This window comes from Rouxiella sp. Mn2063 (assembly GCF_049319665.1).
In the GTDB taxonomy this organism is placed as follows: domain Bacteria; phylum Pseudomonadota; class Gammaproteobacteria; order Enterobacterales; family Enterobacteriaceae; genus JBMOUD01.
In genome coordinates, this window is the sequence record NZ_JBMOUD010000004.1 from 124,537 (window position 1) to 148,522 (window position 23,986).

Below are 23,986 nucleotides of genomic sequence, written 5' to 3' on the forward strand. Positions count from 1 at the left end.
AATTGTGAAATAATTAATAACAAATAATGATAATTCTATTACGGCTGGAAACGCCAAAATTACGCCTGAAATAAATTAACTCACTTGATTATATACACCTGATTATATTCTCAACATTTTAATAACATGGCGTTTTATGAGACTAGAAATCATAAAATAAAGTGACAAAGGTCTGATCTGGCGTCCGATCATTTTTTGTGGCAAAAGTACGTTCAACGTATATCGAGAAGCCGTAACCGACCGTCGCATCGACCCCAACATACGTATGGCTGGCATGATAATCCTCATCACCTTTCAGGCGTAAAGAGTCTGCGGCGACATAAGGCTGAATAAATTTAAGATAAGGCTTATCAATATTAACGGTATAGCCGACAAAACCCTCAATGCCGTAACCGCTACCTGCGAAGTATTTAGATACCCTTCGTTGACGTTTACTGGGTACAAAATCTTTGTAGTAACTCGCCGTTCCTGCGACATACCAATTATTAGGCGTCCAGGTAAATGCAGCGCCGGACAATTGCTGGTGGTATTTTTTACTACGGTTAGCCATATTACTGATAGTTGCAGCAGTCAGATTATAGGCCAGCCCCAACGTCAAATCTTGGTTAATTTTATAATCCAAACCAAGTCCTCCACCGCGAGTACGGCGATAATAAAAACCTGAGCTGAGTGGGTATTTATCCTGTGGTAGCAAATAATCGGCATACAGCGTGACCGGGCCAAAAACATTAGTATATTTAAGACTGCGTTTTGGGCGGCTACTGCCATCATAGTTACTGCCCACCCCAACACCGTCCCCCACAGCTTGGGCATCATTATCCCAAATATCACTTTTACCGGCGATAACCGAGTAATAAACGCCATATTGGTGACCCAGAGTGAATCGGCCATAACGATCGTCACTAAATCCTGCATACAATTGGCGCTGATTTGTCGCATTGTGATGTTTATCGTAGTGCCCATTCATATGCAGCAGATGGGCCATATCCACTCCTACCTCATAATAGCCAACCACTGACGTATGTTGACTAAGCGCATAGTCAGTAGTGAAACGAAAACGGCTGCCACCGTCGTGCCCAGTATGATAATCAGAAGAATTGTCGTTATTAAACGACCATTCAGGGCGAATACTCCCGCTAATTTTGAATGATAATGGTGCTGATAGCGCATCCCTTTTGGGATCTTTTGCTAAAAGAATAATATCTGCTGGCGCACTAGCAGAATAAATGGACAGAACAACGCCACCAATTATTATTGATGTAGTAAATTTATTCATAAAACCCTGCCTTTTTGTTCCTGGAGTTAATATAGCGAATTCAACACGGAAACATTTAAATAGGCAGGCGAATAAAAACACCCCCTACATTAATTAGAGAGATATAAAACAAGCGACTCTAACTAAAGTAAATTTAGCCTCAAGCAAAGAGTGTATAAAAAACCTGGCCTGTCACGACATTACAATTCATCCGTTCGTAATTTATAGCTAAAACGCTTACTTGCTTTTTATTATTTTAATAAAAAATATATTTATCTTATTACTTAAAATAACAGTAAAAATAGTTTTATTATGAGTAATCATCACCTCTCTTTTAATTATCTGAATTAACAATTTATGACTTAACACAAAAGAGATAAAAGCATTTATATGGGATTTGTGATGAGGCAAGCAGGAAATAAAAACGACGCTATCAGCTAAGTAGTGCGAGCAGTAAACGCTCGCACACACAAACAGCTAACGATGGCAGAGGTGCTAACCTCTTGAAGAGGAAGAACTAACGGTAAGCCTGGAAGCTGCTAAAAAGCAGTTCAAGTAGTCTGGTATTATCCACGGACTGTAATACATTAACCGGCTTGCCTAGAGGCGCAGGGAAGCCGATATTTAAGCGTAACTCAGCAGGGTTGTAGCGCAGAGTAGAACCTCGGGTCATTGCCCCTTCCAATGCAACATCGACATAATATTCCGTCCCCGTTACCAAGCTCTCATCGATCAACGATGCCACGACTAAAGCATCATGGATCCAGCATCCTGGCAGTTTACGAGTCTGCATAGAATAGTCGATCCATGGGCGTAACGTTGATACCAGATAGCGGCTGAGCGGCGAATTGATCTTCTCGATACGATCAAGATCAGCATGCACCATTTGGGTCTGCGTCGTCACATCGAGCGGTAAGAGTTTAATATTGGCACCGCTGGTCAACACCACATGTGCCGCTTCGGGATCAATACCAAAATTTGTGTCTTTCAGATAGCCATTCACGTTGAATACCCCGCCCATAATGGCTATCTGCGCCACAGAAGAAGCCAGATCGGGATAAAGCTGCATGGCGTGAGCAACGTTGGTTAACGGACCGATAGCAACCAGCGTAATTTCACCAGGGTTATCGCAAATCAATTTACCCATCGCGTGTGCAGCCATCGGCGCTGTCGAGGCAATCAATGGCGGTTTAGCCACGCCTTGCCATAAACCACCTAAGCCACTAGTAACGGCACCGTTATCAAGTTTATTACGCCAAGGCTCGGCAGGTTCAACTAACGCTTGAGAGGCACCGCGCTCAATCGGGATAGATAATCCAAGGCGGTGTATCAAATCATGGGCAACAGAATATCCTACTTCACTGGGAGTATTACCCGCCACAGTCGTGATCAACTCTAACTCAATTTGTGGCGCAGCAATCGCCAACGCCAATGCTAACCCATCATCAACATTGGCACCTGGTATGCCATTTCCTGGGTCACAATCAATAATTAAACGCATATATCTTTATCTTTTTATAGTCAGTGACGGGTCTTTGTTATCGCTGTGACAACCGCAGGACTCACCAATTTGCAGTGAAAATGCAAATTCACGACAGGTTGGTTCACCATTCCAGTTTTGCAGCATTTCAATGGCATTTTTTGCCATCAGATCAATCGGCTGGCGCACTGTGGTCAAAGAGGGCACATTAAATTCTGATTCAATCGTGCCGTTAAAACAGACCAAAGCAATGTCTTTAGGAGCAGAGAAACCACGTTCTGCCATCGCCCGCAAACAGCCAAAAGCTTGTAATTCATTGGTACAAAACACCGCCTGCGGCAGACGGCCTTGCAACATATTTTGGGCCGCGGCATACCCGCCCGGGCGGGTATAAGAGGTGGAAAAAATCCACTCCTCATTAATCTTCAGACCGGCCTGTTGCATCGCATCGCGCCAGCCATTAAGCCGGTCAGAAGTATTGAGCATATCCATTGGCCCGCAAATAATTGCGATGTCATGGTAACCATGCTCAATCAGATGATGCGTTGCCTGAAACGCCGCCGCGCGCTCATCGACTAAAATGGCACTTACCGGTAAATCGACACGATCCAGCATTACGAAAGGCGTACCGCTGGCCTGGATAAGCTCGATATAGGGATGGCGGTCAACGCTGGTATACAGCAGGCCATCAACCTGGCGGTGCAACAGGTTATTGATAAGTTCTAATTCGCGCTGACGATCGTCACCAGAATCCGCCAGCAGCAAGACCTGCCCCTTGCTAAAGGCTTCACGCTGTAACGCGTGGGCCATTGAAGACAGGAACGGGTTGGAGATATTAGGAATAATCAGACCGTAAGTTTGCGTAGTACCAGAGGCCAAGGCGCGGGCGATACCGTTAGGTCGGTAGCCGGTCTTTTTGATAGCATCGAGTACACGCTGGCGAGTTGCAGGTGCAACCGGGCGCGGCCCGTTATTGACCACATAACTAACGACTGCAACTGACGTACCCGCTTCACGGGCGACATCAGAACGTGTAACACGCTGAGGCTGAATAGTGGTCAAGTTCTTTACCTACTTAGTCTGCGCTAGACAAATCCGGTTTGTAATAAACGCTGTTCATAGCATCTGCTATTCATTGCAGATGCTGTTTTTAGTAAATAAAGTCAGATAGCATCCTGCGGCAGATTAAGATCGCGTCCGCGGGTTTCAGGTGCAAAGAAAGTCGTGATAAAGCCGATGCCCGCCATTACAGCGAAATAGATAGCGATGGGTAGCCAGTGTCCGGTATAGCTCAGCATTGCTGAGGCAATCAGAGGTGCCGTGCCGCCGGACAGAATCGAGCCAAGCTCTTTCGCTACAGCCATCTTGGTATAACGATTAGTGACGCCAAACAGTTCAACGCCCCATGCCGCTTGCACACCAAAAATACCCAGTGATGCCAACGCCATGCCTACAATAATAGTGCCGATAACGATAGCGGGTTCACGCGTATCAAGCAGCATAAAAGCTGGGAACGCATAAAGTATCAGTAACAGGCAGAACCAACGGTAAGTAATACGACGGCCAAAGCGATCTGAGAGATAACCTGACAGCGGAATAATCAAGAAACCAAGCAATGACGCAATAAATACCGCCATCGTTGGTACCGACTTATCCACCATCAGCACTTTGGCCACGTAACCAATCATAAAGCCTTGAGCCAAGTAAGATGGGCCATTCTCGCCAATACGCAAGCCAATCATTACCCAGAACGCTTTACTGCGCTGCCAGAAGCTACGTTTATCAACTAGCTCCTGATGTTGAGGCCCTCTAGCCAGAGCCTCTTGACGCTGTTGCTCTAATACTAACTGTTGACGCTCGAACACTGGCGTATCACGAATATGGCGACGCAGATATAAAGCTGCACCAGCTATCAGGAAACTGCACAAGAAAGGTATGCGCCATCCCCAAGCAACTAATGTTTGCTTATCCATCTGCAAAACCAGCAGCCATACTCCTGCGGCAAGCAGTGTTCCACTGTTAGAACCAAGAGCAATGATTGATGAGATCAAGCCGCGTGTTTTTGCTGGAGAATATTCCCCCAGCATCACCGCGCCGCCGGAAAGCTCCGCTCCGGCACCTAACCCCTGTAAAAAACGAAGTACAACCAGACAGGCTGGGGCCCAAACACCGATTGACGCATAACTTGGAATCACGCCAATCAGTGTTGTGGACAAGCCCATCAAGCTTATAGTGGTAATCATTACCACTTTCCGGCCTTTACGGTCTCCTAATCTTCCGAACAACAGCGCACCAATAGGGCGCGCAATGAAGCCGACTGAATAGGTCGCAAAGCTGGATAACAGGGCGATCGTTGGAGTTGCTTCAGGGAAGAATACATCACCAAATATTATGCCAGCGGCTAAGCCATAGAGCGCAAAATCTGCATACTCCATCGCTGTCCCCAGCCAACATGATGCGGTTGCACGCCAAAAGTCTTTACGACCTTCAGGTGTAGCCAGACGCTCTTCTGCAGCCAAGCTCTCTATTGGAGCACGGTCAGTTTCGGAGCTATCGAGTGACGTCATTCTATAAGTTCCCCTGGTGTTGAAGCTAATATTGGCGCGTTATACCCACATTCCATCCTCACCAGTTACGCTATTCCTCATTGGGCTTAGTCATACCAGGAAGACTTAAAACGTAAGGTATATTTACGATTCGTCCTGTACATATGATTATCTACCCGCGTAGATAGGTCAATTCAATTATTTTGCCTAATGAGAATATTCATAAAAGTGTCATAAACCAAATTTATTAGGTTATTGATAAAAAAGGATTTATTTCACTTATGTGACAATTGGCTATTTTTCACCCAAAAACAATCATCACTTAATCTTGCTGAATCATCGGTCTTAACACCTGGCTATAGAGCAACAACTAGGCTAACGCTCTGGTCGTTCTATGAATAATCCCTGCCAGTAATGACGTCACCACCACCGCAGAGATCAACGCCAATGCAAAGGTGCTGAACAACCCAGCAGAGGGCAGTAACACCCGAACTATTTCATAAAATATGATCACGCCAATAGCGCTAATTGCATTGCCGCGCATCACCGCCAACATGGCATTTCGACCAGAATGCACATGTGCAAAGACAGTTAATGGCCAGGCAATAACGGGGATGGGGGCTAAAATACCGCTGATTTGTGGCCCAAGAATATGCGCCGAACTGGTAATAACAAATAGCATCACGGTTGAGGTAAGCATACGAAAAGGAATATCCCAAACAGAAGCTTTCGGCGTCTTAATCTCGCTAGCATCCTGTTGCCGCGTGAAATACACCATCAACATAATCGCTGCCATACTGATAATAATCGCTATAGCAGGTGAACTAACCATCAACAATAATAATGACATCAGCGCGAAGAAAATAATCGCCATTAAGCAGGTAAACAGCACGGGAATAAAACGGCTTATCACCAGGTAAAAAAGGTACGTCAGTAATACCGCACTCAATCCCGATAGCGCCCCAGAGGCAGATTGCGCAGCAAAATGGCGGCCTTGCTCAATCGTCAAAAAGATGACAATCGGGCCAGAAGTCAGCGGCAAACCAGACAATATGCCGCCAATAAAACTCCCCCACCGGCGCATAGCTAAACAAATAGCGAGCATCAACACCGGCGTCACCACCATTTTTATAAGAACAATATTCATAAACGGTGCTCCTGTACCAAACTGCCGGGCGATAAACGGGATAATTTATCGCTAACCAAAATAATCTATGAGCAGTAGCTTGCAAAGCTAGCCACTCACGAAGCAAGCTAAAATTGCCTCAGGTTAAAATAACACGACATGATGTTTATCACAGAAGATCCTCCCGGCACTTGTATTTTATTTAAGCCACAACTATAACCAATCAATAGGACGTAATCGGGTTAGTGACCTGAGCGAAACCTGATTCGAGGAGTGCCATGATTGGCATTTCCCGAATCAGGTTTTTTTTTGGCCGCAATTCAGCAAAAAATCGAGAATAAGGGGAAGCACTATGGATACCAGCTTATTAGCAAACGAGTTACTGCGGTTGGTTGGCGGCGAGAAAAATGTCAAAAATGTGGTGCATTGCGCCACTCGCCTGCGCTTTTCGTTATTCTACGATCGTCTGGTGGACGTCGCGGCAATTGAGCAACTCGATGGCGTGATCACCACCCTCAACAGTGCTGACCAGTTTCAGGTCGTCATTGGCAACCGCGTCGCCGAGGTTTATCAAGCCTTGCCATTAGCCTCATTAAAAGACGGCGCTCATCCACAACCGCCAAAAGAAACGACAAAACGCGCCAATCCTCTGGCCAAACTGGTTGATATCGTCTCATCGATCTTCACCCCTTTGCTTGGTGCCATGGCAGCTGCCGGGATGTTAAAAGGCTTACTGACCATCGCTATCACACAAGGCTGGTTAAACCCCAGCCAATCTACCTATATTATTTTGCATGCCACCTCCGACAGCGCCTTTTACTTCTTGCCTCTGATGCTCGCAGCTACTGCGGCTAAAAAATTCGAGGGCAATATTTTTGTTGCTATCGCTATTGCCGGTGCACTGGTTTATCCCTCATTACAAGAGTTGTTTGCTCGCCAGGTTGACGTGACTTTCTTTGGTATTCCGGTAGTAATGATGAAATACAGCGCTACCGTCTTACCAATCATTCTCGCTATCTATCTGATGTGCAAATTAGAGCACCTGTTTAATAAGTACATCCATGAAACCTTGCGTTATGTACTTAACCCCTTCTTATTATTAGTTATTATGGTCCCGTTAACACTGCTTACTATCGGGCCTATAGGTTTATATTCCAGTGAGTTAGTCGCCAAGTTCTTTATCACTATTTATAACGTTAACCCGGTCATTGCCAGCGCCTTATTTGCCGCACTTTATCAGGTATTGGTGATATTCGGCATGCACTGGATTTTCACCCCCGTGATTATTAATGACATCACCAGCGGTGGGCGCAGCGTCATGAAAGCCGCCACATTGCCCTCAGTCATCGCCCAAGCCGGCGCGGTATTAGGTGTGATGCTGAAAACCAAAAACAAAAAAATGAAGACGCTGGCGGGTAGTGCCTTAATTAGCGCCTTAATCGGTATTACCGAACCGGCGATATACGGTGTGACGTTGAAATTAAAAACGCCGTTTATCTGTGCCGTCATTGCCGCAGGGATTGGCGGCGGCGTGTTGGGTTATTCCAATAGTGCGGCTATCGCGACCGGTATCTCAGGATTACTCACTCTGCCTATTTTTTACGGCGAAGGTTTTGCCGGCTTGTTAATCGGTACCGCCATCTCCTTTGTCTTAGCGGCGCTACTGACTTATGTCATCGGTTTCCAAGATCCTGTGGATGAAGAAGCGTCCCCAGCGCCCACGGACTCCCCTGCTCAATCCACCACATATACGCCGCTTACCACTTTACATACGAGACAACGAGAAGAAATAAAATCGCCTATAGCAGGGCATTTGATCGCACTCGAACAGGTTAATGACAAAGTGTTTTCCAGTGGTGTGGTCGGCGATGGTATTGCGATCCAACCCGCAAACGGCAAGGTGTACGCGCCGGTCAATGGCATCGTTACTGCAACCTTTAACTCGGGTCATGCTCTGCAAATTTTGTCCGATAGCGGTGCAGAAGTGTTGATTCACATCGGTCTTGACACCGTGAAACTCAACGGTGAGCACTACCGCATGCATGTCACAGAGAGCCAGGAGGTCAAATACGGTGATCTGCTGATCGAGTTTGATCTAGCTGCCATTGAGCAAGCTGGCTTTGACTGCATCACGCCGGTGATCATCACCAACTCAGACGACTATAAAACTTTTCAGAAATCGATAAGCCCAGACGCCAAAGCTGGCGATGTTCTGCTGACCTTATCTTGAGCGCAGTGATGCGCAAACATTAAAGGAGAAACTTATGAAATATCGTCAACTTACTCCCTTCCCACATGATTTTTTATGGGGAGCCTCAACCTCAGCCTATCAAGTTGAAGGGGCGTGGAATGAAGATGGCAAAGGTCCGTCAGTCATTGATGCTCGCAACCCTTACCCCGAAGGCACCACGGATTTTACCGTCGCCAGCGATCACTACCATCGCTATAAAGAAGACATCGCGCTGTTTGCTGAAATTGGCTTGAAATCTTATCGATTTTCCATTGCCTGGACACGGATCATCCCAGACGGCAGCGGTGAGATTAACCAGGCCGGGGTCGATTTTTACCATCAGTTGATTGATGAAATTCTTCGCCACGGCATTGTGCCGATTGTCACCATGTACCATTTCGATTTGCCGCAAGCGCTGCAAGAACAAGGCGGCTGGTACAATCGAAAAACCATTGATGCTTTTGCTCGTTATGCCGACGTATTGTTTGATGAATACGGCAGCAGGGTAAAATATTGGCTCACTATCAATGAACAGAACTTGATGATTTTACAAGGTGTTTCACTCGGTACCATGGATGCAAACATGGAGAGCCAGAAAAAGATCCTCTACCAGCAAAACCACCATATGCTGGTCGCTCAAGCTAAAGTCATGCGTGCTTTACACGACAAAGTGCCAGAAGCGAAAATTGGCCCGGCACCCAATATCTCGCTGATTTATCCTGCCAGTGCCAAACCGGAAGATATTCAGGCGGCATTCAACTACAACGCCATTCGCAACTGGCTCTATTTAGATATGGCGGTACACGGCAAATATAACGTGATGGCATGGCGCTATATGCAAGAGAAAGGCTATACGCCGGAGATCTTACCCGGTGATATGGAGATCCTGAGCAATGCTAAGCCCGATTTTATTGCCTTCAATTACTACACCACGCAGACGGTCGAAGCCAGTCGCGGCGATGGTCATGACGAAGTGATCCGCGGAGGAAATAAGTTGCTCAAATCAGGTGAAGATGGCGTACATCGCGGCGCATCGAATCCCTACTTGCCCCGTACAGAATTTGGGATTGAGATGGACCCGGTTGGTTTTCGTAATACGCTGCGCGAGATTTACGATCGCTACCATTTGCCACTGCTGATCACCGAAAACGGTTTAGGTGCCTTTGATAAACTCGATGAGAATGGCCAAATCAATGACACCTATCGCATCAACTATTTATATCTGCATATCGAACAAATGCAGTTAGCCATCACCGATGGCATTGAAATATTTGGCTATACTCCTTGGTCGGCACTGGATTTAATTTCCACACACCAAGGCTGCTCAAAACGTTATGGATTAATCTATGTTGATCGCGACGAGTTCGATTTAAAACAACTCAAACGTATTCGTAAGCTGAGCTCCTATTGGTACTCTGATGTTATCAAATACAATACGTTATAAAGGATAGTCATGCAGATCTACCCCGGTGATGGCAGCGAAAGTGTGGTAATAAGCCATCATCGGTTTGTTTGATGTTTCGACCTCGTAGGCAATAGGATCACCCTGATGAAAGTCGTCAAAATATTAAGTAATAACGCCATTATCGCGGCGACAGAAAACGGTCAGGAAGTGGTCGCTATTGGCCGAGGGGTTGGCTTTGGCAAACATAGCGGCGATACAGTCGAGCCTCTTAATATCGAAAGTCAGTTCATTAAAAAGGGTAATGAATTAAACGACGTACTTGTGCAACTTACCTCCGCTATCCCCACAGAATACTTATTACTGACCCAGCAGATTATTCAGTTGGCGCAAGAGAAACTCAATATTGATGCGCAAGAAAGTCTATTTTTCGCGTTAAGCGATCATATTAGCTTTGCGGTACATCGCTTTAATAAAGGCATTGAGATAAAAAACCTTCTACTGTGGGATATTAAACAGTTTTACGCCGTAGAATTCTCGCTCGCCAGGGAAGCACTGGCATTAATTAACCACAAACTCGCTATTACCTTGCCGGAAGACGAAGCCGGGTTTATTGCCTTACATCTGGCTAATGCCAAAAATAAAGACCTGAGCAGTACCATGCAAAGTGCCGGGATGATTAAAGATATATTGAATATCATCAAGTACGACCTGCGCATTGCATTTGATGAGACATCGCTGGATTATCAACGCTTAATTACCCATCTCAAATTCTTCACGCTGCGCCTATTCAAGCGTGAGAATGTCGATCACGAGGATAAAAGCATTTATGACGGCATCAAAGAAGGTATGCCCAAGGCTTATCTCTGCGCGCTGAAAATTGGTGATTATGTCGAGAAAAACGCCCTCAGCCAGCTCACGGCCGACGAAACCCTGTTTTTGACGATTCATATTAATCGGATCAAGGCGGGATGAAGGATATGGTCGAATGGGGTCACTACTGGCCAGCAGTCTTTAACAACCGCTGTCATGAAAAGGTATTCGCGTCGTAAAATGGCCTTGAAGATCAGATAGCAGGACCTAGTACATCTGCTGTGTTAGCTAAAACTTGATCTGACGGTTTTCGCCTGTAGCACACAATCAAATCTGACAGTCTGCTTAGAGCGAGGTGCGGACTTTTGTCTATGTATAAAGAGAGAAGGAGATAGCAGATCGTCTGAAAGCAGAGGAAATAAGTCCAGAGCGTGGCGGCGAACTAACTCATAGAGTGGGCATGAATACGAAAAGTCGCCTGAAGAAGTGGTGCTACTTGGACTAATTGTCGGATATGGTTAAGTGATACCCCGGCTATCAACCGGGAATTGATTTATGCTTTCTCACCTACATTATCAACGTTCGTAAATTGTCCCGTTCGGGCGCATGTACATACCATCATTCAGATAAACGTCTTCGCCATCCTCAACACTTAGGTCAGAATAAATATCGACCATGCCAGGTTCGACAATATTCGTCGAAATCCCATGAGCATCGAAGAGCTCAAAGAAGCGAGTGACCCATTCCTCGTTGACCTCATCTTGTATAGTTTTGCCGTGACCTATAGTAATGGAAAACATGGAGATACAATTATTCTGAAAGCGGTCTACTTTATTCTCAGGTTGAAGATGATTTTCTTGGGCTAACGTCTCAGCGACCGAAAAAAGGAGCTTCTGGTCTACTGGCAGCTTGTATCCGATAGTCAAACCACCCCCTATGCGAATTCTCTCTTCGGGCCTCGTTGGTGTCTGCACTTCAAAAGAATTACCATCATCATTTTGAGCTAAAAAGCGGACGAAAACCGTGTCTCCACGGACTAACATCCAATCCTTTCCATGTTTTGGTTTCATTGCTTTAACTATCTGCGGTTGTAATGCTGACATGCTCATGGTGTTAGATATCGAAAAGAAAAACATGAAAGAGATTATACCGACTAGAGTGTTTTTTTATAGCTCCGCTACTCTTGGCGAGCATCACAGAAAATGACGCTTCAAGCCAACGTCCGCTTCTGGCACGCAGCGGACAAGCTGTGTGGTCACAAGGTCCGTTGTGAGCGCAGACTGTGTAAAAACTCGTTTTTTCATTATCTGAGTACTATCTCCGACCAGGAGCGCAAAATATTCCTGATATTGACAGTATTCGCTGTGATTTGTATAGAGAGGTTTTTCGAGGGTTTTGTGGCCTGGCACTGAGTTCTAATGGCTTGATATTAAGGGTTAAAGCGGTCACTCCCCCGCTAGTTGAATTGCTCTCGCAGCTTAATGCTCAGTCCTTCAGTCCCCCAGATTGACATCATCCTTTTCAGGTTATAAGCCAGTACATGCAGACTGATTTCTGTACTGACATTTTTAAATCGTCGCATCAGGATATGTGTTGCCCCCATCCACATTTTAATTGTTCCGAACGGGTGTTCTACCGTTTGCTTTCGCACGATAGCTGTTTGTTGCGAAGCATCAAGCTTGGCCTGCATGTCTTCCATTTCGGCTTCATGAACCCAGCGTCTTATACGTCTCGGATCGCGTTTTGATGTAGTACACCTTGAGCGCTGACTGCAATCGTGACAGGCGATATTGTTAAAATACATTTGCCCATCCTCAACCATCGTAAATCTGTTCTGAAGCTCGTTACCCGCCGGGCAAATGTAGACGTCTTTTTCCTTGTCATATTAGAACAACGAACGGTTAAAAAGACCTTTCCGGTCCGCGCCAGAGGTATCACCTTTTGGTACTAACGCCACGGCACCTAATTCCTGAGCAGCCTTAATATCACTCCGGCTGTAATAGCCTTTATCAGCCAGTACAGTAATATCCGTTTTGCCTACAGCACCTTGCGTCAATTTTGTCACGGCAGCTAGCTGCCCGCGGTCTGGGGTATTTGTTACTTCATGCACAACAATCAGGTGATTTTTGGCATCAACAACAGTCTGTACGTTGTAGCAAATTTGCCGGTTCATGTTATTTGTCTTCATTAACCGGGAATCAGGATCAGTTAAAGACAGCTGTTTGTCTGGTTGTTGCGCGACTGCTTGTTGAATTTCCTGAAGTTCCTGTAAGCGCTTGTGCAACCATGCCAGTTTAGTTGCTGTTAACTTTGTGCTGACATCGGACTCTGTGCTCTTGTCAGCTTCGTCCAGCTTATTCAGGTAATGATTGATACTTTTCTCAACCCGCTCAATATGGTCTTTGGCTTTCTGAGGCGTGAAATTATTCGGCTTGCTGTTTACCGCCTTGAATTTACTGCCGTCGATGGCTACAACCACATCGGTGAACATCTGCATCTGCCGACAGAGGTCAATGAAGGCCCGACAAGCATTTTTGATACCTTTACCGTTATTTTTTCTGAAGTCGGCAATGGTTTTAAAGTCAGGCGTTAATCGCTCAAGCAACCACATCAGCTCAACGTTCCGATGAGCCTCTTTTTCTAACCTGCGGGAGGACTGAATGCGGTTCAGGTATCCATAAATGTACAACTTCAGCATAACCGCAGGATGATATCCGGGCCGCCCAGTCTGCTTTGCATTAACTCTCTCGAAGCCAAGAGAATCAAGCTGTAGCCCATCTACAAATAAATCAACGACTCTGACAGGGTTATCTTCGGTGACAAAATCATCCAGCGCTTCAGGGAGTAAAGTCACCTGATGTCTTCCCTGGCCTTTAATGTGATGGGTCATATCTGCACCAGCAATATTTAACCGTATACTTCTAATTTTATTAAATAAAACAGGTTTCTGCATGCGTTTATCAAGAATGATTGATCATATAAAGCCACTAGTTAGACCAAAAAGTGATCAGAAGTTTTCACACAGCCTGACACTGAGGGCTGAGCGAGGTGCGGACATCTCGATGGCCCCTCTGGCTCCCCGGCGTTGCCGGGGCGTCAAGCCCTACTGCGCTAAAGCAGAGCCGGTGAGATCCAACGAATCTTAGAGGATTAGAAATGTAGTGTTATACTCCTGATTCCGGTCAAGAACTTTTTCAACAAAGCCAATCGCCTATCGAAACCATAATTTACAACTGAGCTTTACCCTTAAGAAAAGAGAATTTTGTAAGTTCAGAAAAGTAGTCTTTTTCTTTCTCCATGGTTCGGCGAAAATGCTCATTTGTTAAATCTAAAGTTAACTCGTATTTCATCCCAGTTTTGACAGAGAAATATCTAGCTTTATCTGCTTTTACAATGGTTCCAACCTCAGTTATGTCGAGACCTGCTGGCATCGATGCTATTGCGCTTTCAGCAGTGCTTTTTGACATTGCAAAAAGAATTCCCCAATCACCTACAGTAAAAGCAAAATTAGATTTCTCAATGCATAATTCAGTTGAAGCCCGTCTAGCTAAATGATGTAGAGGCAATAAATCAATATTAATGAGGGGGGCCAATCCATTTTTGCTAAGTAAATTCAAGCCTTCGGCAAGTCCATCACTTAGATCTACAGCAGCTGTCACTCCGCCATGAGAAAATAGATATCTAGCTTCATCCCAAACGCAAGTTGGTAGTGCGAGAGATTCTAGGATTTCGCTACTCTTATTTCTTGCTTTAGTGCGTAATAAATAAGAAGATGCAAACCCTCCCAGACGGCCAGCGAGGAGTACAGTGTTTTCTTCTTCTGCGGCCCTTCTACTGACAATCATGTCTTTCTGTATTGTTCCGAACGCTGCCCCCACTACATTAGCTTCTCTACCTTCTTTTGTATCACCACCAACGAACGCTACGCCTTTTTCCTGACAAGCTATCTCAGCTCCTTTAATAATCTCTTCAACGTCTGAAGCACTCCAACTGCCGGGTACAGTGATGGAAAGCATAAACCCAGTTGGTGTAGCTCCAACAGCAAGAATATCGCTAATATTGGCTGTTACAGCTAAACGCCCCCACATTTGAAAGCTAGTCCAGCCTTTATATGCTGCTATGGGTTTAGCTGCACGATCAATTTTGAAAGCAATTGCAATATCGGGAAGGCCGATATCAACTACACTCGCATCATTTCCAAAACCATTAAGAAACTTATCTGATTTGATCAAGCCAGGGAGGATGGAGCGCAAAAATTCCTTTTCTCCAATATCATTCATCAACATTATTTTCACCTAATTGAAAGCGCATTTCCTCCAAGATTCTTCTTTTTTCATCAAAATATAAAGTTCTTGATGAATTTATAACTTCATTGGTAGATTGCCTTGCCCTATACACGTGGATATTGCGATCTACTGGAGAATCTTGCAGTATTAAGGAAATTGTACAAATTGATAAAGGCACCGCGCAATGTAACTCATTAAAATTTAAGTAATAAACATCACCAGCTTTTATAGTTGACTTGCTCTTTGGAATTAATTTTATCGTTTGTGCGCTTTCTGTACTTGGCTCACAACTGTCTCCTACTGCTACGAAATCCTGTCTATAATATTCATTACCAAAATCACCGATGCTAAATTTAGTAGAAGTCAAGGTTCCTTGTAATATTATAGAGGCAAAAGACGCGATGTGATCATGAATATCTTTCTCTATTTGTCCACGTTTCCAAAAATGCAGGCGGACCCGACGCGGGTACATTCCACCGACATCTGCAATTATGAATTTATAAAAGCCAAGCTGATGTTCGTATCCGCTAAGGTTTAACTCACCTTTACTCAATAAATGACCCAAATACTCTTTTATTTCAATTGGGCTAGTATACCTAGTCAGCATATCAACAAGTTCTTGTTGTTTAAGTACTACATTATTTTTCTTGATGAGAATATCTATTAATCTTTTCACTGCTTCAGCTCCACTGCTCGTTTCATAGATACACCAGGTGAGCCGTGTGCTAATTGTTGTTCGAGATGATCGATAACATCGCCGTTCCTTTCTAACGTATACTGATGATTTCGCAAGTCATGAATGGTCATCCATGCATACTTACCTGCAGGAAGAATAAACTCCCTATCACTCATTTTTTTTGCAAGATTGTCTGAAATTTCCACAAAAAAAATATCGAAGTAATAAGTGGTAAGCTTCTCACTTTTTACTGATATTTTCTTGCTTATTAAATCATTTTTAAATGTTGATAGTTTAATATCACTGCCCTCAGCAGCCCATTTTATCGCTAGTGCATTGCACAATTCATCATTCGTTTGAATATTCGAAGACTCGCGCTTTCCGAAGTTAGGCAATAGCCAGCAATCCCACGATTTAGAATATTCAACTAATATCCTTAAAGACGATTGAGTATCTTCAGCTAATAATAAAAATGCGAAGCGTCTATCTTCTTTAGTTTGTGATTGGTCTATCAACTTTTGCAAAAAAACTTCAAAACTTGGGGTTCTTAATATTTTGTAAATGATATACGAAAACCATACTAAGAGTGCCCCAAAAAAAGTTAAGGATAAAAAGATCCACACGCCCTTATCGATACCCCATTTAGAGCTGATGTCGGATACGAGCATAGTAAAACCAATAGTTACAAGGATGCTTATCTGCGATAGCAAAATCCCTATATTCGAGGCTCTATTATCAAAATAAGGGCGAAGTAAACCGTTAAGATGTAAACGGTCAAACAATACCTTGTCAGGGGGTATGCGGGATTCTTTTTGGCGCGAAACACTAAACTTATACTTCCATATATTAAATTCCAATTCAATCTCCTTTAATAATCTGATTTTTAGGAAACAGCAGAATCAGTATTGCATGACATCATATTTAACTTAAAGGTTCGATGACCAATGGCTCTCAAACCACTTAAACGTAACGCTCACTTATGGCTAAAGCAATTTTTAATGCGCGACAGTGAATGAAGACGACAGAAAAATTTTCGTATATTACTACAGGCTATTGTCGCCGTGATGCAGCGTCGCAGCCTTGAACTTATAGGTTTTACCAATCCCAGCCCCTCCCTTGTATGTCTAAGTAGCCTCTTCGCTCTGCTCGCTCCCAATGAAATTAAGCATTCACAAAAAAACGGCATAACCGAAATTCAGACGGCGATCTTTTTAGAAAGGTTTAATCAGGTCTGCGAGGCTGACACGTTCGTAACTTTGAACGTCCGCTCCTGGCACAGAGCTGCCTGTCAGATTAGGTCTGACGCTGTGCAATAGATGTGTCAGGTCAAATCTGAGCTAATACCTCTAAGCGCACGCTGATAACTGGCTTTATCCGCAGCCTGAGAGATCACCGTATTCACGGCGATCTCTCATTTATCCCACGCTATTTATCAGTATTCGTCTAAAAAATACTACTCAAGCGCCTGCTGCAAACTGGCGACTTGGCTGCGCAAGTCTTCCAATTCCATCTGCTTTTCCATCACCGATTTCGACGGTGTGTTCTGCTGTTTCAGGCTAGTTTCCAGCTCAGCAATCTGCTTTTGATACTTCGCTTGTCCGGCGCTTTTCTTCTTCAGTTGCGCCAACAAATTGCTCATTGACTTATTCAACGCGTTGTATGTCGCCTGTTTACTAGCAACATCACCATGTACCTGGTTTTTTTCCTGCTCAATAGCGGCATACACCGCTTTGAACTCGGTATTAAGCGCCTGTTCATTACTCAACGTCTGCTGTTTACTTTCGACACGCTTATCATAGGTGCCCGAGTAGTTGCAGTTGAACTTGGTAATAATGCTGACATCACCTGTAGTCGGATCACAATCTGCGGCATTAGTAGCACAACCACTCAATACAACGATACTGGCTAATAACGGTAAATATCTTAGTTGCATGTCCAATTTCCTTAGCTCACCTTCAGCGCGGTTCGCTGGGTATACAGACTATCTAAATCTGATTGCAGAGAAGCAATTTGCGTACGCATTTGACCAATATCACTATCCAACTGAGCGGTTTTATTACCATCACGCTGCTCAGCAGCAGACACATCAACCCACTGTTTTTCACGCGCATTCAAATCAGTCAGTTTTTTACGCAGTGAAGCTATGTTGGCATCGACGCCGCCCAGTTTTTTACTGGCAGTAGCCTGATCGACTCGCTTAGCGGCGATATCTTGTTGCAGTTGCGTCAACATCCGGCGATCGTCGGCGATCACTGCTTTAGCGACAGCAGATGCACGTTGTAGCTTCTGGTTATCGGCCTGCACGTCGGCAATAGATGCATTCAGACGTTGCTCTTTATTCGCATACTTGCTGCGCTGATTATCCAGATAAGCATTAGCCCCCATACCAACACCACATCCAGCGACAGCCGCTGCCGCCATACATACCGCTTTATTGCTGCTGTTGCTTACAGCACAAGCCAACGCTCCGACCGCGGCGCCACCAGCACAGGCCGTCCAGCCAGATTTACTGAAGAAATTATAATCCGCGCTATTTTCTAAGCGTGGATCGGTTTTATCACCGCTTAGAGAGCCCGTGCTCTGACAGCCGGTAAGTACCAACACCACACTCAAACACAACATCATTAATACTGATTTAATTTTCATGACCCCAACCCCATTTTTATTTCCATTAAAAAAATAATAATTATCAATTAATTACCCGGTTTTCTTACAAGCTTCCAGCCATCCTGCACGCGACACTTTGCCGTCTTTCCAATAGCCTTGCAGATGCTGCCAGTAGGTCGACAAATAGTTATTCAAATTGGTTTTTTCTCGGGCGGCCATTTGTTGAATCACTACGCTAACCTGTGGTTTCACCTGTTCAAGGTTATAAGTCGTGCCGTTATCGACCACCGTGTCGGCGTAATAACTGACGATGAAATCGAGCGCTTTTTGATGTTCATTGAGCTGCTCCTGACGGCGACCACAATTAGCATCCAGTTCACTGCCCGCTTTACAGCTTTTTTCATACAATCCCGCCAAGCGGTCGTAGAACATGCCGTCATCTTTCAGCTTGGTACACAAGAAAGCACCAAGTTGCAGGGAGGAACGAATCGCCTGATCGCGTTGTTCGTCGCGCAGTTGGCTATTGGCCCGCATCTCTGCCCGCAGTTTCTCCAACTGCTTCTTCAGGCCCTCATCCTGTACCTGCGAAGAGAGGTTATTCAGGCTGGTCAAGGTGTTATCCCCACCTTGTGCTTTTCCTTTGGCGTTTTGTGTGCCCAGACCTTTCCACTCTTGTTCAATCTCTTTGATACGATCGCGCGAGGTTAAGGTCGGGCTGACCATCGCCAAACGCATACCGATGGTTTTATTCTCGTTAGCCCCCGCATTGGTGTAATACGGCTCTTCGGCGCGCAAAGCGCTGCGCAATTCGCCCTGTGGTGTCAGGAAATTCCCGCCACGCACCACATAACCGCCCGCCTGGCCGTGCTGACGGTCCAGTTTATTGAGGCGGAAGGGTTCAAAGGTCATTTCCGAGGCGTTGCCCAGCATGTCAAACAGCCCCAATGGGTTTGGCTTGAGCAGTCCGGCTAATTGCAGCTTGCCATTGGCCGATTGCGCCCCGGCAAACCAAGCATAACTGGTGATGCCTTCCGGCATCGGGAAGCGCTGATCGCGGAATTCGGCGGGAGAGACGGCCAGGCCCCCGCGTGCGGCAAACTCCCATTCGGCTTCGGTCGGCAGACGCAGGAAGCCTTTAGCGCCGTCTTCGCTTGGCAGCGCGTCGGCTTTCTCTTTGCGTAGCCACAGGTTGTACTTATCGGCAAAGTTCATTGCATCCACCCAACCAATATTGACCTGCGGCAAGCGCAGTTTATTACCAGGTGTCGGACATTGACCGCCAATCACTGCCTGATATTGCAGTTCGGTCAGTTCATATTTAGCCATCAGGTAATAACGGCTTTTTCCGCCTTTGCCTTCGGCAAAGCTGCCGGCAATATGCTCGGGACGGGACTGTTCGATATAGCCCCATTCATCGCCATCCTGCCCCAGCGTGATGCTGTAATCGTCCAGCGGCTTACTGAGCGGGATCTCGACTTTGCGAAACACCATCGCGCCATCACAAGGCATCGGCAGAATCACGTCATCCGGCAGAGGTTGCGGGTTGTAAAACTTTTCATCCCACACGGCATAACTGGACAATGAGGTACAGGCAAATGCCGCACCCATTGCCAAAGAAAATAGCTGAGGTTTAGATATCACGAAGACTCTCCGCAGGTTGGATCTGGACAGCTCTCACTGCGCCAATACCGGCGACCAGTACCGCCACCAACATGGCACTGGCGAAGGCAAGCAGCACATGGACAGGCTCAAGATGGCAGACAAAGGTATTGCCGGGCAGGTGTTGTCCCAGTAAATGATTGAAGAGCGAGCTGCCACATAAATAGAGCAGGAAGCCGCAAAGGAAGGCGATGGTGGTCAGCAGCAAAGCTTGCAGCACGATGTACGATGCGACGGCATTGCCACGAAAACCGAGCAGACGTAACACCGCCATGTCTTTGCGTTTTCGGTCAATATTGGCGAGGAACGCGCCAATCAGCGACGCAATGCAGCCTAATAACGACACCCAGGCGATCACCGCAAAGATCACCCCCAGCACATAAGTGATCGAACGGACAGATTCGATCTCGGCTTGTCGAGTCACCGTTTCAACGTGCTGTTGGTTCAGCCAGTCGGCCAACGGTGCAACGGCATCAATATCGCGTGCGTAGATCCGCGCTTTGGCAAAATGGGTTCGTGCCACGCCAGTCCGGCCGCTATCAATACCAAAAGCGGGTACCTTGATACCGTCGCGAAAGTCTTCCATGTCGGTCAGCAGAGCCAAGGTCACGAAGGCCGCAGGGCGAGAAAAACGCGCCTCGTCAACAATCGCGCTGACCGTCATCGTCAGCCGACCACGCTCATTTTCACCATCGAGCTTACGCGCCACAAAAAACTGGATGCGATCGCCCACCTTGGCCTCGAGTTTCTTGGCCGCGCTGGCGCTTAATACCAGATGCTGCGCATCTTGCGGAACCGGTACGCCAGCCAATAACGGGTCACCTTCCGCTGTCGGTAAAATTTCGGCGTTGGAAACAAATGCCTGGCTGCTATGCACCAGATCGGCCTGCGTGTTCAAGGCACGTGTCAACGCAATGGAGAAGCCCACTTCTGGGCGGGCAGCCAGTTGATCTAACCAGGACTGTGAATACTCGCCGTTCCCTATCATCCGCACTTCCAAATTGCGCGGATCATTAAGTAACTCAGCGCGCAACTGGCCGACAATGCCGCTTTTTAACCCGAACAGCAGTAATAACGGCGCGATCACCGCCACCAGCGAAAACACAATACAGAGTGCGACCTTACGGTCATGGATCAGGTCATGTACCGCCAGACTCAGCAGCAACGATCCCCGCTGCCAACGCCCCGCACGGTTCCTTTCAGGATGTAAAGACACTGCCTCTCCCTGCCTGCGGCTGTCCATGTAAACGTCGAAGAGAAAACGCATCCACTAACTGCCAGTCGTGACTGACCACCAGCGCACTAATATTGAGCTCGGATACCATCTCCAACATCAGAGAAAACAGCTCCCGTGCGTTATGTGGATCAAGCGCAGCGGTAGGTTCATCGGCCAGCAGTAGCGGCGGCTGGTGGGCGATAGCGCGGACAAAAGCCACACGCTGGCGCTCACCAATCGACAATTGGCGAGGCATTTTTTTTAATAAAGGCTGCAGTTGTAGCGTGCGCACCGCTTTATCGACCCACGTCGAAGACAGCGGCATGCCAAGCAAGCGGCGCGGCAGTTGCAGATTTTGCTCAACATTTAAGTAAGGCAACAGGCCACCGTTTTGCAGCACAAATCCCAGTTCACTGGCGCGCAGGTTCGACAATACGTCTTCCTGACCGGCCAATAGAGGCGCGGCAACATCGGTCTGCTGAGATCCTAGCAAGTAACCATCGAGGCTATCGGGCCTAAGGATCAGCCCGATCATTTCCAGCAGCGTGCTTTTGCCACAGCCGCTTGGCCCGGTGAGTGCCGCGACCTCTCCTGGTTGCAGCATTAATTCCGGCAGACACACCGCATATCCCTGCTGTCCAGTGCCACGCTGGACAGCCATATTTTTAATGGTTAACACTTAAGGTAAGTTTTCCAGCGGAACCGGATACACGTTATCGCGTGGATCACTGCCCGGTGCGAGCGAGATCCAACGGTCAACATCCTGGTTATAACGTTGGTAATACTGCAACTTAGTATTCAGGCGGCGGATGAATTTCTCCTGCTCCAAGCCGTCCCAACTTTTCCAAGTATCTTCGTCCAGCCCCAGCACTTCACTTAAGTAAGGCAGGCCGTCAATATATTCACCCAACAGGCCAAGCTCACCGAGTTTAGTGGCGTTCTTTTGCTTCACTTGATTAGGATCGGTTCCCATCGTGGCCGCGATAGAACGCAAGCTGGCAAACATATCATCTGGCGAAATCATGCCTTCATTGGCCGCATTGGCGATTTTCTTCACCACTTCACTCAAATCACTCAGCTCACTTTTGGTCAGCAGTACTTTAACTTCCGTCGTCGGCAGATTCTGCTTCACCAAGTCACGATCACTGATCCAGGCTTTGAACACTGGCGGGGCTTTGGTGCCCTGCTTGTCGCCCAAATACGCCAGACGCATCGCATGACCGAGTAAGGCCGCGTCTTCCATCATCGGCTTTTCTTCTTTACCGGCGTATTTTTCATCGGCCCCTAACGCACTGCCGACGGTCGCCTCGCCGCTGTAAGCGGTTTTTATCTGGCCGGTTATCGCGCTCGCCAAACTATCAACCATCGTCCCAAAGCTTTTGATATCACCAGACTTAATCGGGTAATAAAGCGGCTTATGCAGGAACGGATTGAGCGTCAAATCCTCATACTGCTGCTGCGCCGAGGCATGGTTTTTAGCCCCAGAAGGGGTTTTCAGATGCAGGGCATACAGCGCTACACCGCGATAAGCCGCCTCTTGACGCACCTGTGCAGCATCAAAATGCGTTGATGACAACGCATCGCTACCAGAAAGCGCACCGGCATCGGTAATCAGCACCACATAACGGGCACCAAACTTCGTCCAATCGACTTTATCCAGGGCGGTCATAACTCCGGCGTAGGCATCTTCGTCTACGCGGCTGCTGGAAACGGTCGCCTCTTTCAGTTGACTGACTTTTGCCAGGAAATCCTTACCATCTTTCACCGTATTAGGGTCGACAAACATTTTGCTGTCGTACTCCAGCCCCGGCACCGCCTTGACGTTAGAGCGATAAGCCACCAAGCCAAATTTCACCTGGCCGAGCAACTGCTCTTTTTCAATACGCTGATAAACCTTGGCGATGGCTTCTTTAGTTCGGTCGATATACGGCCCCATCGACAGCGTAGAATCGATGACAAACACCACCGACGCTGAGAAGCCTTTCATCATATTTTGTTCATCGGTTTTACCATCAGAACCGTCAGCAGGTGCCGTGGCTGCTCCTGATGCTTGTGGCTTGGCTTTGTTCTGCTCAGTCACCGATGCCACGTTCAATACCCGAACCTGGAATCCGCTATCGGTAAAGACATCATCAGAATCCAGCACCGGTAACAGATAGAAGTTTTTCAACTGATCCACCATGTTATCTGGCTCACGCGCCAATATTTCCGGGTTTGGCTGGTTGGCTTTCAACTGTTCCTGCAAGGGTTTAACCAGTGTCTCCGGATGCGGGTTATTGAGGATCTTTTCTACTGCGTCTTTATCGCGGAAGAACATCATCGGATCGCGTCCGACCGGGTTGGTGAACGCCAGCGTTAGCTGCATCTTCCAATCCACGGTACAGTTGGCATTCATCCAGCCAGAAAGCTTACCAAAACTGTCTGGACCAACTTGTAGCCACTCATCAGCACCAACCTTCTCACGCTTATAAACATAAAAACGACTGAATGCCGGCTGAGCTTTGCCCTTGGCACCCGCCGTATCAGCTAATTCACAGCCGGGCGTAGTGAGTACTCGTTGGAAGAGCGTCTGTTTTCCAGCCTGCAACAGCGGTTTTTCTGCCTGTGCCGCGGGGGATTGATCTGCCTGTGCGCCATTGGCTAACACCAGACCGCAGAGCGCACCACTTACCCAATGGATAAACTTCATC

Annotated in this window: 18 protein-coding genes and 1 pseudogene; 3 read left to right on the top strand and 16 right to left on the bottom strand. The window is 46.7% G+C overall.

The window, feature by feature from the left end; translation table 11 throughout:
• Nucleotides 1-142: 142 nt before the first annotated feature.
• The 5 genes from ACL9RG_RS08090 to ACL9RG_RS08110 form a co-directional block, all read right to left on the bottom strand.
• Complete coding sequence (locus ACL9RG_RS08090) at nucleotides 143-1,276, bottom strand: porin (protein ID WP_422792087.1); 1,134 nt, start codon at nucleotides 1,274-1,276, stop codon at nucleotides 143-145.
• 496 nt (nucleotides 1,277-1,772) lie between these two features.
• The gene (locus ACL9RG_RS08095; protein ID WP_422792088.1) at nucleotides 1,773-2,756 is read right to left on the bottom strand and encodes a nucleoside hydrolase; all 984 of its coding nucleotides are present in this window, start codon (nucleotides 2,754-2,756) and stop codon (nucleotides 1,773-1,775) included.
• 6 nt (nucleotides 2,757-2,762) lie between these two features.
• Nucleotides 2,763-3,788: a LacI family DNA-binding transcriptional regulator gene (locus ACL9RG_RS08100; RefSeq protein ID WP_422792347.1), complete on the bottom strand. Its 1,026-nt coding sequence runs from the start codon at nucleotides 3,786-3,788 to the stop codon at nucleotides 2,763-2,765.
• A 110-nt stretch (nucleotides 3,789-3,898) separates the two neighbouring features.
• Nucleotides 3,899-5,302: an MFS transporter gene (locus ACL9RG_RS08105; RefSeq protein WP_422792089.1), complete on the bottom strand. Its 1,404-nt coding sequence runs from the start codon at nucleotides 5,300-5,302 to the stop codon at nucleotides 3,899-3,901.
• A gap of 349 nt (nucleotides 5,303-5,651) precedes the next feature.
• A complete protein-coding gene (locus tag ACL9RG_RS08110) occupies nucleotides 5,652-6,428 on the bottom strand; it encodes a hypothetical protein (RefSeq protein ID WP_422792090.1) in 777 nt (258 codons plus the stop codon).
• A gap of 331 nt (nucleotides 6,429-6,759) precedes the next feature.
• Here ACL9RG_RS08110 and ACL9RG_RS08115 point away from each other — a divergent pair, with 331 nt between their 5' ends.
• The 3 genes from ACL9RG_RS08115 to licT all read left to right on the top strand — a co-directional run bounded on the left by ACL9RG_RS08115 (nucleotide 6,760) and on the right by licT (nucleotide 11,014).
• Nucleotides 6,760-8,637 carry a beta-glucoside-specific PTS transporter subunit IIABC gene (locus ACL9RG_RS08115; protein WP_422792091.1) on the top strand — a complete coding sequence of 626 codons (1,878 nt, stop codon included), beginning with the start codon at nucleotides 6,760-6,762 and terminating at the stop codon, nucleotides 8,635-8,637.
• A gap of 34 nt (nucleotides 8,638-8,671) precedes the next feature.
• On the top strand, nucleotides 8,672-10,081 hold the full coding sequence (locus ACL9RG_RS08120; RefSeq protein ID WP_422792092.1) for a glycoside hydrolase family 1 protein: 1,410 nt from the start codon (nucleotides 8,672-8,674) through the stop codon (nucleotides 10,079-10,081).
• Between the two features lie 105 nt (nucleotides 10,082-10,186).
• The gene (licT, locus tag ACL9RG_RS08125; RefSeq protein ID WP_422792093.1) at nucleotides 10,187-11,014 is read left to right on the top strand and encodes a BglG family transcription antiterminator LicT; all 828 of its coding nucleotides are present in this window, start codon (nucleotides 10,187-10,189) and stop codon (nucleotides 11,012-11,014) included.
• 413 nt (nucleotides 11,015-11,427) lie between these two features.
• On the opposite strand, the gene ACL9RG_RS08130 is transcribed toward licT, so the two are convergent.
• From ACL9RG_RS08130 to ACL9RG_RS08180, 11 genes and pseudogenes are all read right to left on the bottom strand, one after another.
• On the bottom strand, nucleotides 11,428-11,961 hold the full coding sequence (locus ACL9RG_RS08130) for a hypothetical protein (RefSeq protein WP_422792094.1): 534 nt from the start codon (nucleotides 11,959-11,961) through the stop codon (nucleotides 11,428-11,430).
• A gap of 347 nt (nucleotides 11,962-12,308) precedes the next feature.
• A pseudogene (locus ACL9RG_RS08135) lies at nucleotides 12,309-13,742 on the bottom strand (IS1182 family transposase).
• Nucleotides 13,743-14,079: 337 nt separating this feature from the next.
• A complete protein-coding gene (locus tag ACL9RG_RS08140) occupies nucleotides 14,080-15,138 on the bottom strand; it encodes a thiamine-phosphate kinase (protein WP_422792095.1) in 1,059 nt (352 codons plus the stop codon).
• Nucleotides 15,125-15,814: a hypothetical protein gene (locus tag ACL9RG_RS08145; RefSeq protein ID WP_422792096.1), complete on the bottom strand. Its 690-nt coding sequence runs from the start codon at nucleotides 15,812-15,814 to the stop codon at nucleotides 15,125-15,127. The genes ACL9RG_RS08140 and ACL9RG_RS08145 overlap by 14 nt, the downstream gene beginning before the upstream one ends.
• Nucleotides 15,811-16,671, bottom strand: a complete 861-nt coding sequence (locus ACL9RG_RS08150) for a hypothetical protein (RefSeq protein ID WP_422792097.1) — start codon at nucleotides 16,669-16,671, stop codon at nucleotides 15,811-15,813. The genes ACL9RG_RS08145 and ACL9RG_RS08150 overlap by 4 nt, the downstream gene beginning before the upstream one ends.
• A gap of 596 nt (nucleotides 16,672-17,267) precedes the next feature.
• Entirely contained in the window at nucleotides 17,268-17,747 is a 480-nt protein-coding gene (locus ACL9RG_RS08155; RefSeq protein WP_422792098.1) for a hypothetical protein, read from the bottom strand.
• Between the two features lie 11 nt (nucleotides 17,748-17,758).
• Nucleotides 17,759-18,460: a hypothetical protein gene (locus ACL9RG_RS08160; RefSeq protein WP_422792099.1), complete on the bottom strand. Its 702-nt coding sequence runs from the start codon at nucleotides 18,458-18,460 to the stop codon at nucleotides 17,759-17,761.
• A 51-nt stretch (nucleotides 18,461-18,511) separates the two neighbouring features.
• Nucleotides 18,512-20,062 carry a formylglycine-generating enzyme family protein gene (locus tag ACL9RG_RS08165; protein ID WP_422792100.1) on the bottom strand — a complete coding sequence of 517 codons (1,551 nt, stop codon included), beginning with the start codon at nucleotides 20,060-20,062 and terminating at the stop codon, nucleotides 18,512-18,514.
• Nucleotides 20,052-21,296, bottom strand: a complete 1,245-nt coding sequence (locus tag ACL9RG_RS08170; protein ID WP_422792101.1) for an ABC transporter permease — start codon at nucleotides 21,294-21,296, stop codon at nucleotides 20,052-20,054. The genes ACL9RG_RS08165 and ACL9RG_RS08170 overlap by 11 nt, the downstream gene beginning before the upstream one ends.
• Nucleotides 21,280-21,975, bottom strand: a complete 696-nt coding sequence (locus ACL9RG_RS08175) for an ABC transporter ATP-binding protein (RefSeq protein ID WP_422792102.1) — start codon at nucleotides 21,973-21,975, stop codon at nucleotides 21,280-21,282. The genes ACL9RG_RS08170 and ACL9RG_RS08175 overlap by 17 nt, the downstream gene beginning before the upstream one ends.
• A complete protein-coding gene (locus ACL9RG_RS08180) occupies nucleotides 21,976-23,985 on the bottom strand; it encodes a vWA domain-containing protein (RefSeq protein ID WP_422792348.1) in 2,010 nt (669 codons plus the stop codon).
• Nucleotide 23,986: the final 1 nt, after the last annotated feature.